This window comes from Psychrobacillus sp. Z16_25 (assembly GCF_056856695.1).
This window is the reverse complement of record NZ_JBXEOV010000026.1, coordinates 14,118-27,634: the sequence shown is the minus strand read 5'-3', so window position 1 is coordinate 27,634 and position 13,517 is coordinate 14,118. Positions and strand designations below refer to the sequence as shown.

Below are 13,517 nucleotides of genomic sequence, written 5' to 3'. Positions count from 1 at the left end.
TTGATCTCCCACTTAGCTGTCTCATTTCTTTTGCCATCTTGAAGTGGGAGTCTTACTGGCCCTTAATGCGGGATAAAGATAAAACGAGTAAGGCAAATAGATAAAATACAAAGAAACTAATGCTAAGTAATTAGTTTCTTTGTCATATTTATATAGTTAGTTAGCTAGCCATATTTTCCATGCGAATTTTATCTGCAATCATTGCAATGAATTCACTATTCGTAGGCTTGCTTTTTAGGTGATGAACAGTATATCCAAACATTTTAGAAATAGTCTCATAGTTTCCTCTGTTCCATGCTACTTCAATTGCATGACGAATCGCTCTTTCCACACGTGAAGGAGTTGTTTGGAACTTTTTCGCGATTTCAGGGTATAAAACCTTTGTAATGGAGCCTAGAAGCTCAATATCCGAATATACCATTTGAATTGCTTCACGAAGATAGGAATAACCTTTAATATGTGCTGGAACACCCATCTCTTTAATCAAGTTGGTGATTGTATTATCAATCATTCGTTTGTTTTGTAGCGCTTCTTTTTCAGGAGAGTTCTTTACCGGTACCTCTTGACTAGAACCTTTTCTGCCTGCAACCTGTGTAATTTGGGAAACAAGTCGTTCAAATTCAAAAGGCTTTAACATAAAGTAGGAAGCTCCAAGGTCTACCGCCTGCTTCATAACATCTTCTTGTCCAAAGGCAGTAAGCATAATCACTTGAAGATCTTTTAATCTATCATTTTTTTGAAGCGAATCTAATACTGCTATCCCATCTAAATGAGGCATAATAATATCCAATAACAAAACATCAGGTTTTATTGTTTCTAACAGCTCTAAACAAAGCTTCCCATTTGATGCAGTTCCTACAACTTCAATTTCAGGATGCTGATTGAAATAGTTATCCATTGTTCTAATTAGGTCTTTATTGTCGTCTACGATTGCAATTTTAATTTTCTCCATTATTCATCCACCTTTGAAATTATTTACACTTGTATATATTCTCTCAAATACAGCTTTTTCCTTTTATTAAATGAAAAATGAGTCTTTAATATTACAGATAATACCAATTACGACAAAATGGTATTTCTTTCTTTTTTAATGTCGAATTTTCTTTATTACTATTGTATATGTTAATTTTGTAATAATCTAGACAAAAATAAAAGTTATGATATAAATCGATAAAATGTTCATACTCTTTTTTATTATCGAAAAAAGTAGGGATGTCCTATAAGCAAGATACTCACGGGACATCCCTTCTCCTTCAGATATATGCATATGTTCCCTACAGAAAATTACTTCACGTCATAAAGGGTCGTCTCACAAGACGACCCTTTATTTCTATGGGTTTTTCTTCATCATTTCAGTAATCGCAAGTGCTGCTCCGTTTTTTGGTTTGTCCACATACATATGAGTAACAACACCAATGATTTTGTCATTTTGTATAATTGGACTTCCACTCATCCCTTGAAGGATGCCACCAGTTTTCTTGATGAGTTTTTCATCCGTCACTGTAAACTGAAATTGGTGTCCATCTACAGATGAAATTTCAATTGTGAAATCCTGTACCTTTGACTCATCAATTGATGTACGCATCATAGCTTTTCCTGTATTTATTTCTTCTAATTCAGCTACCGGAACTTCTTTGGCCTTAAATTCATCGAAGGCACCACCTTGTAACTTCCCAAAAACCCCATAAACATTATTTTCATTTACTCCACCTATTGGTATACCGTTAGCTTGATGCGAGGTAATTTTATAGCCAGGTTTTCCAGGAAGACTTTTTTTGATTTGTTCAATCGAGGATAAATAGATGGAGCCCTCCGAGAAATTAGGTGATAAGCCAGAAGCATGGTCTACTATTTGATGTCCCAACGCTCCGAATTCCTTTGTTTTTGGATCATAATAAGTTAAAGTCCCTATCCCTTCCGTTGCATCTCTTAAAAAAGGATAGAGCTTCATCAATTGATTGGAATTCAGTTTCTTTGTATACATCTTTTTGTTGCGTTCATACTGAATAATAATTTGTTCTTTACCCTTTACCTGTTTCTTCAAATCATTTATGTTGTTTACTTTTCTGTTGTCTGCCTTTTGAATAGCATCGCCCGTCCGAAGCCAATCATTATCGGTAAGCATAACATCATGCGCAAGCAATACTGCTCCATAATTTAAGTCAATCTGAATAGACTGACCAAGTGGTACTAGTGAATGTTCTTCAGCAAAAGCTGAAACACTTGAAAAGATAATCGATAAGAAAATTATTGGAATAATCGACCATTTTCGATAGCTTTTAATCATAATTCACCTCCCATAATCATTACTATGTCCCTCAGCACTCACGCTATGTGAGGTAAATAATTGTTAATAAGAAATGCTGGGCTACTTAGGCTCTTGGTCAAATATTGAATTAATAGCATACAAAAAAAAGACCCATCATTAGGTCTTTTCATTGTTTCTTAAAACTTTTTTCCGTTCTGTAGCTAATTTTAATAGCTCTTTTGAGTGCTGGAGAGTGGTTGTCGTAATTTCAGCCCCAGACATCATTCTGCTTAGTTCCTCGACACGTTTTTCTTTCGTTACTTCTTCTAACGTAGTGAAGGTTCTATTTCCATTTACCTCTTTTTTAATCATTAGATGCTGATCTGCCATAGCAGCAACCTGGGATAAATGTGATATGCATAACACTTGTGAGTTAGTGGCAATTCCTGCAATTTTTTCTGCAATTGCTTGTGCTACACGTCCACTTACTCCAGTGTCGACTTCATCGAATATAATAGAGGTGATTCCTTGATGCTTTGAAAAAATACTCTTTAAGGCAAGCATCATTCTTGATAGCTCTCCTCCAGAAGCAATTTTCGTAAGCGCCTTCATTGGCTCGCCAACATTTGTGGAAATATAAAAGGATAATTCATCTCGTCCATATTCATTATAAGAGGAAGTCGATTGTTCTTGAAACACGACACTAAAGGTCGCTTTTTCCATATAAAGCTCTTGTAATTGCTCCATAATCGCCTTGCTAAGCTGTACTGCAGCTTTTTTCCGTTTATCGGATAGGTCCTGAGCTTCTAATTCTAAATCTCGCTCTAGCTGTTCAATTTTCTCTGCCATTTTTTGAATTTGAACATCTCGGTTCATTAGTTGATCCAGGCTTTGTTGTATCTTATCTTTATAGGCTAGTATCTCTTCAATGGAGCTTCCATATTTCCTTTTCAACGTTTGGATAAGGGCTAGCCTGTCCTCCACAACTTGAAGCTGGTTATTATCATATTCCATTTCATCAAGCTGATTTTTTATTTGGTAAGAGGTGTCCTGTAAGGTATAAAAAGCAGTTGCAACACTTTCGCTGTGTTCTTGGAGAGTTTTATCAACTTCCGCAATATCCTGAAGCTCCTCCATCGCTGCACCAATATAGTCTAATCCTTTCGATTCTCCTAGGATTGCTTCATATGCACTGCTAAGTTTATCAAAAACCTTATGGAAATTTAGGAGCTTACGTTTTTCCTCTTGCAGTTGCTCTTCCTCTCCTGCAATCAGCTTTGCATCCTCTATCTCATCCACCTGAAAGGTATATAAGTCAATTTTATGTGCTATTTGTTGCTCATCAGCAGAAAGGGAAGCCAGCTCTTTCTTCCATTTCTTATACTTTCCGTATAATTCTTGGTATGCATCCTTTACTGTCTTTAATTCTTCACCGGCATATTGATCCAATAAATGAATATGAGCTCTTTCATCCATAAGTTCCTGGCTCTCATGCTGTCCATGGATATCTATTAAAGTGGATCCAATTTCTCTTAATATCCCAATGGTCACTAGCTTTCCATTGATACGACAAACGCTTTTACCAGATTCATTAATATCTCTTCTGAGAATAATAGTATCTTCATCGATATCGATTCCAACATCCTTCATTTTCTGAAAAACACCATGGGATGGATTGTTGATCATAAAGAGTCCCTCAAGCTCTGCTTTTTTTGCCCCATGTCGAATAAACTCCTGAGAGCCACGCCCTCCACAAAGGAGATGAACCGCATCAATGATAATAGATTTCCCAGCTCCTGTTTCTCCAGTAAGGACAGTAAGGCCTTCTTCAAAGCTGACTATAAGCTGATCTATTATCGCAAAATTTTTAATGGATAATTCCTTTAACATTGTCCTCACCTCTTTGACAGGAAGTGAGGAAAAACTCACTTCCAAATTCTTAAAGCATTTCTAGTAAACGCTTTTTCACTTCTTCGCTCTCTGCTTCTGTGCGACACAATATTAAACATGTATCATCCCCACAAATAGTCCCTAATATTTCAGACCAGTCCAAGTAATCAATTAAGGAACCTATCGCATGAGCATTCCCAGGGAGGGTTTTCATCACTAAGAAGTGACTAGCTCCGTCAATGCTAACAAACGCATCTGTCAAAGCACGATGCAACTTCTGGATAGGATTAAAACGTTGATCTGCAGGCAAGCTATATTTATAGCTGCCATTAGGAAGTGGCACCTTTACTAAATGTAATTCTTTTATATCTCTAGAAACTGTCGCTTGAGTGACATTATAGCCTGCATTCTTAAGATGGTCTACCAAGTCATCTTGTGTCTCAATTTCATAATTGGAAATAATATCCCTAATACGAATATGTCGCTGTCCCTTATTCATATAGTACCCCCACTGTATATTTATACTATTTATTTTATACATTAGCATTACATTGTAAAACTAACAAGAAAAAAAGCGACTCAATAAGAGTCGCTGATTATTTTAGCGAACGATGCGCTTCTTCCACAAGCCTTGAAAAATCAATGCCATGAGGAGTTATCTCCCCTTCTTCAACGCTTTGTAAATGGAAAAGAAATTCTATATTACCTTCCCCTCCTGTAATAGGAGAAAAGGAAGCATTTTTTATTTGAAAATGAATAGACTCTGCAAAGTTTGCTATATCTTCCAGTACATCTAGGTGTACCTTTGCATCACGAACTACACCTTTTTTTCCAACTCTTTCTTTCCCTGCCTCGAACTGTGGCTTTATAAGCGCCACTACTTCTCCGTTCGGAACGAGAATAGTTTTAAGAGTAGGCAATATAAGCTTTAAGGAAATAAAGGAAACATCGATGGAGGCAAAGGTAGGTAAACCCATTTGGAAATCCTCTGGCTTGGAATAACGGAAATTGGTTTTTTCCATTACCGTAACCCTCGGGTCCTGTCTAATCTTCCAAGCAAGCTGATTACTGCCGACATCCAAGGCGTATGCATGCTTTACTCCATTTTGTAGACCACAATCGGTAAAGCCGCCAGTGGAAGAGCCAATGTCTAACATAATCTGGTTGTCTAAATGGATCGCAAATTCCTCTAAAGCTTTTTCAAGCTTTAGACCACCTCTACTTACATATTTAGATACTTGCCCCTTCACTGTAAGCGTAGATGTAATATCAATTTTTTCTCCAGGCTTGTCGACACGCTCTTCCTTTATATATACTAAACCTGCCATCACTGCTCTTTTTGCTTTTTCTCTCGTTTCAAATAATCCCTGTTCTACAAGTAGAACATCAACCCGTTCTTTTGCTTTACTCATGATGATATATACCTTGTTGATTTATTAAGTGTTGATTTAATTAGTTGTTCGATTGCCTTCGAGTTGATATGAATCTCATCCAGGAGTTGCTTCACATCTCCATGCTCAATGAACATATCAGGGATACCCATACGGTGAACATCTGCTTGGAGATTTTCCTCATTGTAGAATTCAAGCACGGCACTACCAAATCCGCCTTGTAATGCACTTTCTTCTAGTGTAATGATCGGGATATTACGGGCTTGAATCTCACGTAACATATTGGCATCCATCGGCTTAATGAAACGAGCATTCACAACCTCTACAGAGATATTCTCTTGCTCTAAGGTTGAAGCTGCTTCAAGAGCCATTGGAATTGTTGTACCGAAAGTTAGAATGACTGCTTGCGTCCCTTCCTTTAGGACTTCCCAGGAACCAATCGGAATAGGCGTCAGCTCCTCATCCATTGGTACACCAAGGCCATTTCCTCTTGGATAACGAAGAGCAATTGGGCCATCATCATAATCAAATGCAGTTTTGACCATATGCTGACCTTCATTTTCATCCTTTGGCATCATAATCACAATGTTTGGCATGTGACGTAGGAAGGAAATATCGTATATCCCTTGGTGAGTTTCCCCGTCGGCTCCTACTAACCCGGAACGATCGATTCCAATTACAACGTTTAAGTTTTGTCTACAAATATCGTGTAGTACTTGATCATATGCACGTTGAAGGAAGGTAGAATAAATGACAAGCAGTGGCTTCATGCCCTCTGCTGCTAATCCAGCAGCCATTGTAGTAGCATGCTGCTCTGCTATTCCCACATCGAACATTCTTTCTGGGAATTCAGATGCGAAGCCTTCCAATTTAGAGCCAACTGGCATAGCTGGAGTAATCGCAACAATTCTGCCATCCTCTCGTGCAAGCTTTCGTGCCGTTTCAGCAACTAAGCCACTCCACGAAGGTGCCTTGGAAGAGGATTTGACAAAATCTCCAGTCTCCATTTTATAAGGACCTGTTCCATGCCAAGTACCAATTTTATCTTGCTCGGCCGGCTTGAAGCCTTTCCCTTTTTTCGTAATAACATGAATGAGAACAGGACCCTTCATTTTTTTGGCATATTGGAGATTTTCTTCTAAATCTTCAAAGCTATGACCATCAATCGGACCAAGATAAGTGAAGCCCAACTCCTCGAAGAAAGCACCAGAAACTAGAAGATATTTTAACGTGTCTTTCAGTCTTTCTGCTGTCCCGGCAAGTTTTCCACCAACGGCAGGGATTTTTTTCAGTAAGGACTCAATTTCATCCTTCGCCTTGTTATAAGTACCGTGTGTTCTTAGCTTCCCAAGAACGTTATGCAACGCTCCAACATTTGGAGCGATAGACATTTCGTTATCATTCAGAATAACAATCATATCTGTCTTTTCATGTCCAATATGGTTGAGGGCCTCTAACGCCATACCACCTGTTAAAGCTCCGTCTCCTATAATTGGCACAACAAAGTTCTTCTTTTTTTGCAGGTCTCTAGCTTTAGCCATTCCCATTGCAGCAGACAAGGAGGTTGAACTATGCCCCGCTTCCCAAACATCATGTTCACTTTCTATTCTTTTCGGAAAGCCGCAAAGACCTTTAAATTGACGAAGTGTATCAAACTGATCCGCTCTTCCTGTCAGTATTTTATGAACATACGCCTGGTGGCCAACATCCCATAGAAATTTATCCTCTGGACTATTAAAGGCCTTATGCAGGGCAATCGTAAGCTCTACAACCCCTAAATTCGGACCAATATGTCCGCCAGTCTCAGAAAGTTTTTCGATTAAAAATGACCGTATATCTTCGCTTAATTCCTTTAATTGTTCAGTATTTAAACTTTTTAAAAAGGATGGGCTAGAAATTTTCGTTAAATCCATTGCCATCACACACCTTCTATTAGATTTCCTCTATATGCATTAAGTAATATCATACCATAAAGAGATATAAAACAAACTTCGGACACTAGTTTGTACGCTTCGATATATAATTCGCCAGCTCCACCAATAGCCCATTTCCTAAGTTTACTGTGTCTAGCGCTTGTATTGCAAGCTTATATTGTGTTTGAAGCTGTTCTTTGGCCCCAGGTAAAGTAAGTATCGATGGATACGTATTCTTCTCACTAAGAATATCCTTTCCAGCTGTTTTCCCTAATTGCTCAGATGTTCCCTCAATATCTAAAATATCATCTTGTATCTGGAAAGCTAAGCCAATATGGTAAGCATATTTTTCAAGTGCCGCTAATATATTCTCATCGGCATTCGCTATTATGCCGCCTGCTAGAACGCTAAATAAAAGAAGTGCACCTGTTTTATTCGTATGAACTTCCTCAAGCTCCTCGATTGTTAGAGATTTTCCCTCACTTAAAATATCTAGCACTTGGCCTCCAACCATTCCCTCCGCTCCAGCAGCATAGCTGAGCTGGTCAATTAGCTGCACTTTTTGCTCGGAGGTCAAGTTTTGACACCTTGCAATTATACCAAAAGCTAACGTAACAAGCGCATCTCCTGCTAAAATGGCCAATGCTTCACCAAACACTACGTGATTTGTAGGTTTGCCTCTTCTCAAATCATCATTATCCATGCTAGGAAGATCATCGTGGATAAGTGAATATGTATGAATCATTTCAATGGTGCACGCAACAGTTAAGGCATCTTCATTTTTCACATTAAGCTCTTCTAATACAGCTAGAGTATAGAGTGGACGAATTCTTTTGCCCCCTGCCTGAAGGGAGTAGTCCATTGCTTTCTTCAATTCTTCCGGGCTCTTTACTTGCTTGATAAGCTCCGTAAGTCTTCCTTCTATTTTCGGTTGGTTTTTTTGTATAAATGCTTGTAATTTATTAGTCATTATTTTGAGCCTCGTCTTTATTTTCATCCATAAATGAAACTAACTGTTTTTCAGCACTTTGAAGTTTATCACTGCACAGTTTGGACAGTTCCATCCCCTTTTGGTATAGCTCAATGGCATTTTCTAAAGGAACGTCTCCTTGCTCGAGCTGACGTACGATATTTTCTAATTGCAACATTGCTTCGTCAAATGGGATCTCTTGTTTATCCATTCTTTTTTGCTCCCCTTTCTGTCTCCGTATGTTTCACAACTGCATCTATCTTTCCGTCAGAAACGGTGACGGTAATTGTTTCTCCCTCTTGTACCTCGTGAACAGATTTGATTAATGTTCCTTCGCGATAAGTGATACTATAGCCACGATCCATTATCTTTAGAGGGTTTAAGGCCTCTAGAGTTCGAATTGCTCCATAAAACTGTTGTGTATGTTTATCAACAGTAGTAGTAATCGCTTGTTTTAACTGATTAGATAGTGTGTTTAAGGCATTTGTATGCAATGTAATAACACGCTGTGGAGAAAGCTGCTCAAATCTACTGTTTAATTGTAGGTAGTTCCTTGACTTCTCTTGTACAATTCGATTCGCTTCCCTTTGAAACTGCTGTTCTGCTCTTACATACCTTTCTATAAAAGGACGATAAAGCCTCTCAGGAGTTTCCATCACCGGTGATTGCATTGCTCTTTGTAAGCGTTTTTTTGAGTCTTCAAGCTTTTTTGTCATAAAGTGAAGGCTTGCAGACTGATAGGACAAGACATGTTTTAGTAAATTTTCTTTACTTGGAACTGCCATCTCCGCTGCTGCTGTTGGAGTAGGGGCACGTAAATCTGCCACGAAGTCTGCAATTGTTGTATCTGTCTCATGACCTACTGCACTAATAATTGGTATGTTACTTTGGAAGATTGCTCTTGCAACTGATTCTTCATTAAAGGCCCACAAGTCTTCAATTGAACCTCCACCACGCCCTACAATCAATACATCGATGTCCTGTATACGATTGGCATGCTCGATCGACTTTATAATAGAAGGTGCTGCTTGAGGTCCCTGTACAATACTTGGAAATACAAGTACCTCACTAATAGGATATCTTCTTTCTAAAGTTGTAAGAATATCTCGGATAGCTGCACCGGTTTTGGAGGTGATTACCCCAATTTTTTTAGGGAATGGAGGAATCTTCCTTTTTCTTGCCAGATGAAATAAACCCTCCGCCTCTAGTTTTCTTTTCAATTGCTCAAAGGCAAGATAAAGCTCTCCTATTCCGTCCGGTTGCATATTCGAAGCATAAAGCTGATACTGTCCAGCTGCTTCAAATACATTGATATCTCCTCGCACCAAGACATTCATTCCACTTTCTGGAACAAATTTTAGAGATCTAGCATTCATAGCGAACATAACGGATGTAAGCCGAGCTGACTCATCCTTCAAAGTGAAATAGATATGTCCACTTGAATGCACTTTTACATTTGAAAGCTCTCCCTTAACATATACGTCACGAAGGTGAGTATCGGCGTCGAATTTACGTTTTATATATTTAGTTAAAGCTTTGACAGTTAAGTATGTATGGGACAAACCTCTCACTCCTTTGGCAAGTGAAAAGCTGTCTTTCAAATGAAAAACAGCTCTATATCCTATTTATTTCTATTCTCTGCTGCTAGACAAGTATTTTCCATTAGCATAGCAATGGTCATTGGCCCTACACCGCCAGGAACTGGCGTTATTTTGGAAGCGACCTGACAAACTGAATCAAAATCCACGTCACCACATAGCTTGTTATGGTTGTCCCGGTGAATGCCAACATCAATGACAACAGCACCTTGCTTTATATAGCTTTTATCAATTATCTTGGGTTTTCCCATCGCAACTACCAAGATATCTGCTTGTCTTGTATATGTATGTAAGTCTTTCGTTTTAGAATGACAATATGTTACTGTCGCATTTTTTTGTAATAATAATTGACCCATTGGTTTCCCAACAATATTACTTCTACCGATAACCACAACATGTTTCCCTTCGATAGCAATATCACTAAGCTCTAATAGCTTTATTATTCCGAAGGGGGTGCAAGGTAAAAATGTAGGTTGACCAATCATCATTTTCCCAACACTAATAGGGTGAAATCCATCTACGTCCTTTTCAGGAGAGATGGCGGCTATTATATGATCTTCATTAATTTGAGGTGGTAGCGGTAATTGAACTAAAATACCATGAATGTTCTCATTGTCATTTAGTCGTTCTACCTGTTTTAGCAGCTCTTTTTCAGAGATGCTCTCCTCTAACTTTATCATGAGTGAATACATACCTAACCGCTCACAGGTTTTCGCTTTGCTATTGACATACGTTTGAGAGGCCGGATCATTTCCTACTAATATTACCGCTAGTCCTGGAATAATTCCCTTATTTTTTAGCGCCTCTACACGTTTATGTACGTTTTCTGTTACTATTGCAGCTATCTGTTTTCCATCAATAATCTTATTCGCCACCATCAACACCCCTCACCACAGGTTATTGTTCTGTGTACTTTGATAAAACGCCATTAACAAAACGACTAGATTTCTCATCGCCGTATAGCTTGGTAATCTCTAACGCCTCATTAATAACAACCTTTGAAGGCGTTTCAGGAAGATATAATAATTCAAAAACAGCAATACGTAGAACAGTTCTCTCAATTTTTGGTAATCGCGCTAAGGACCAATTCTCTAGCTTTTCTATTAAAGAGGCATCAATCTGTTCTTTATGTTCAACAGTACCAGCTACCAGCTGTTTTAGAAATTCATCTCGTTCCTCGGTAACATGGCTGATTGCTTCTTCTATTGTCATATCATTATTATCTAATTGAAAAAGTGCTTGAAGTGCTAGTTCTCTTGCTTTTCTACGTTTCATATACGTTCTCCTTTAAATGTAACTATCTCAACAATCATAGCATATTTTTTATAAAAGTGCTTATAAGAAAAGCTTAAAATAAGAAAAAGCAAAGAAAACCAATAGTACCATTACTAAATTAGAATTGGTAGAGTTGGCATCCTTTTTTCACTTCTAATAAAGTCGGTTAAACTCCACTACTGGCGGGCGCTTTCTGCGGAAGCCAACAGGATGTTGGTCAGGAAAAACGTTGTCACACGATGTGACGACCTTAGTTTTCCTTCCTCCCTTCTGCCTCGCTCCATTCCAATCAACTCTTTATCGACCAAGTTGAGCCGCTACATTTTTATATACAGATTCAGTAATTGCTTTATAGTGCGCAAATCATAGTACACTGCCCTAACGTTTGGCCTAGAGCTTTTTTTCTCCATAGAAAAAGAGAAGGCACGACCTCAGTCATAAACCTTCCCTTCTTTGTTAGAGCTTATTCATGTGCTTCGAATTGTACTCCAGTAATATGAATATTTACTTCTTTTGGCGTTAGGCTAGTCATGTTTTCAATAGCCTGACGGATTTGTGATTGAACTTCTTTAGCAACTGTCGGTACTGACGATCCATATTTTACTAAGCAGTAGACATCGATGAAAAGACCTTCATTTGTAATCTCTGTCTTGATACCTTTACCATGTACCTTTTTACCTAGTCGTTCAACGACACCTGCAGCGAAATTACCGCGAGTACCAGCAATTCCTTCTACCTCCGTAGTGGCGATACCTGCGATTACCGTAATCACTTCCGGAGCAATTTCAATCGTTCCTAAATGTTCTTTCCCTTCAGGAGTCATTTGAACAAATTTTTGCTCTGTATTTTCTGCCATGTAAGACACTCCTCTTATGATGATTTCATCACATCATATTTTTCTAAGAATTTGGTATCAAAGTCTCCAGAAATAAATACTTCATGATTCATCAGCTTCTCATGGAATGAGATTGTCGTTTCCACTCCATGTACAGCAAATTCACCGAGTGCACGCTTCATTTTTGCGATGGCCTCTTCACGAGTTTGACCATAAGTAATGAGCTTTGCAACCATGGAATCGTAAAATGGTGGAATGCTATAGCCTGGATATACAGCAGAATCTACTCGCACTCCTAAGCCACCTGGTGGAAGATAAAAATCCACAAGACCTGGTGATGGCATGAAGTTTTTATCCGGATTTTCCGCATTAATGCGACATTCAATAGCCCATCCATTAAGTTTAATATCTTTTTGTTCGAAAGGCAATTGTTCTCCAGAAGCTATTAGAAGCATCTGCTTGATCAAATCAATACCTGTAATCATTTCTGTAACAGGATGCTCTACTTGAATTCGAGTATTCATCTCCATAAAGTAGAACTTTTGATTAATATGATCAAAGATAAACTCGACTGTACCAGCACTTCTGTATCCAACTGCTTTTGCAGCCTTTACAGCAGCCTCCCCCATCTCCGCACGAAGCTCCTCCGATAACGCTGGTGAAGGTGCCTCCTCTACAAGCTTTTGCATACGTCGCTGAATGGAACAATCCCGCTCTCCAAGATGAACAGTATTTCCATAGTTGTCTGCGAGAACCTGAATCTCTACATGACGAAATACCTCTATGTATTTCTCTAAATAAACTCCTGGATTACCAAATGCTGCAGCGGCTTCTTTTTGAGTTACATTTATTCCTTTGATTAGTTCTTCTTTATTTTTCGCAACACGGATGCCTTTTCCGCCACCACCAGCGGTAGCTTTAATAATAACAGGGTAACCGATTTCTTCCGCTACCTTTAGGGCATCCTCCGTTGTTTCTACAATCCCTTTAGAGCCAGGAACTGTTGGAACGCCTGCTTTTTGCATTGTTTCTTTCGCTACGTCCTTAATTCCCATACTCTTGATTGCTTGAGAGGTAGGTCCAATAAAAGTAATTCCACATTCCTCACACAGCTCGGCAAACTCGGCATTTTCAGCCAAAAATCCATAACCAGGATGGATTCCATCACAGCCTGTCAGTTTTGCTACACTAATAATATTGGAATAATGTAAATAAGAATCCTTAGATGAACGAGGACCGATACAATAGGACTCATCTGCTAGCTGAACGTGAAGCGCTTCTCTATCAGCTTCGGAAAATACTGCAACTGTTTCAATATCGAGTTCCTTGCATGCTCTAATAATTCTAACCGCTATTTCTCCTCGATTTGCAATTAAGACCTTTTTCATTATCCTTGC

Annotated in this window: 13 protein-coding genes; all 13 read right to left on the bottom strand. The window is 38.7% G+C overall.

The features are described 5' to 3' along the window. Positions 1–160: 160 nt before the first annotated feature. Positions 161–952 (bottom strand): sporulation transcription factor Spo0A, encoded by a 792-nt coding sequence (spo0A, locus tag AC1VU3_RS16755; protein WP_480387717.1) that lies wholly within the window; start codon positions 950–952, stop codon positions 161–163. Between the two features lie 378 nt (positions 953–1,330). After that, positions 1,331–2,287 (bottom strand): SpoIVB peptidase S55 domain-containing protein, encoded by a 957-nt coding sequence (locus AC1VU3_RS16750; RefSeq protein ID WP_482984075.1) that lies wholly within the window; start codon positions 2,285–2,287, stop codon positions 1,331–1,333. A gap of 138 nt (positions 2,288–2,425) precedes the next feature. After that, positions 2,426–4,138: a DNA repair protein RecN gene (gene recN / locus AC1VU3_RS16745; RefSeq protein WP_480387715.1), complete on the bottom strand. Its 1,713-nt coding sequence runs from the start codon at positions 4,136–4,138 to the stop codon at positions 2,426–2,428. 49 nt (positions 4,139–4,187) lie between these two features. Continuing rightward, positions 4,188–4,637, bottom strand: coding sequence for a transcriptional regulator AhrC/ArgR (ahrC, locus tag AC1VU3_RS16740; RefSeq protein WP_480387714.1), 450 nt, complete (start codon positions 4,635–4,637; stop codon positions 4,188–4,190). A 97-nt stretch (positions 4,638–4,734) separates the two neighbouring features. Then, positions 4,735–5,553 carry a TlyA family RNA methyltransferase gene (locus tag AC1VU3_RS16735; RefSeq protein ID WP_480387729.1) on the bottom strand — a complete coding sequence of 273 codons (819 nt, stop codon included), beginning with the start codon at positions 5,551–5,553 and terminating at the stop codon, positions 4,735–4,737. After that, on the bottom strand, positions 5,547–7,442 hold the full coding sequence (gene dxs / locus AC1VU3_RS16730; RefSeq protein ID WP_480387728.1) for a 1-deoxy-D-xylulose-5-phosphate synthase: 1,896 nt from the start codon (positions 7,440–7,442) through the stop codon (positions 5,547–5,549). Before dxs ends, AC1VU3_RS16735 begins: the two co-directional genes overlap by 7 nt. 85 nt (positions 7,443–7,527) lie before the next feature. Then, positions 7,528–8,412 carry a polyprenyl synthetase family protein gene (locus tag AC1VU3_RS16725; RefSeq protein WP_482984074.1) on the bottom strand — a complete coding sequence of 295 codons (885 nt, stop codon included), beginning with the start codon at positions 8,410–8,412 and terminating at the stop codon, positions 7,528–7,530. Continuing rightward, complete coding sequence (locus AC1VU3_RS16720; protein ID WP_480387712.1) at positions 8,405–8,623, bottom strand: exodeoxyribonuclease VII small subunit; 219 nt, start codon at positions 8,621–8,623, stop codon at positions 8,405–8,407. The genes AC1VU3_RS16725 and AC1VU3_RS16720 overlap by 8 nt, the downstream gene beginning before the upstream one ends. Next, positions 8,616–9,974, bottom strand: coding sequence for an exodeoxyribonuclease VII large subunit (gene xseA, locus AC1VU3_RS16715; RefSeq protein ID WP_482984073.1), 1,359 nt, complete (start codon positions 9,972–9,974; stop codon positions 8,616–8,618). The genes AC1VU3_RS16720 and xseA overlap by 8 nt, the downstream gene beginning before the upstream one ends. 59 nt (positions 9,975–10,033) lie before the next feature. Then, positions 10,034–10,885 carry a bifunctional methylenetetrahydrofolate dehydrogenase/methenyltetrahydrofolate cyclohydrolase FolD gene (gene folD, locus AC1VU3_RS16710; protein WP_480387710.1) on the bottom strand — a complete coding sequence of 284 codons (852 nt, stop codon included), beginning with the start codon at positions 10,883–10,885 and terminating at the stop codon, positions 10,034–10,036. A gap of 22 nt (positions 10,886–10,907) precedes the next feature. After that, on the bottom strand, positions 10,908–11,285 hold the full coding sequence (nusB, locus tag AC1VU3_RS16705) for a transcription antitermination factor NusB (protein WP_480387709.1): 378 nt from the start codon (positions 11,283–11,285) through the stop codon (positions 10,908–10,910). A gap of 463 nt (positions 11,286–11,748) precedes the next feature. Continuing rightward, positions 11,749–12,141: an Asp23/Gls24 family envelope stress response protein gene (locus tag AC1VU3_RS16700; protein WP_480387708.1), complete on the bottom strand. Its 393-nt coding sequence runs from the start codon at positions 12,139–12,141 to the stop codon at positions 11,749–11,751. 14 nt (positions 12,142–12,155) lie between these two features. Beyond that, positions 12,156–13,511: an acetyl-CoA carboxylase biotin carboxylase subunit gene (gene accC / locus AC1VU3_RS16695; RefSeq protein ID WP_480387727.1), complete on the bottom strand. Its 1,356-nt coding sequence runs from the start codon at positions 13,509–13,511 to the stop codon at positions 12,156–12,158. Positions 13,512–13,517: the final 6 nt, after the last annotated feature.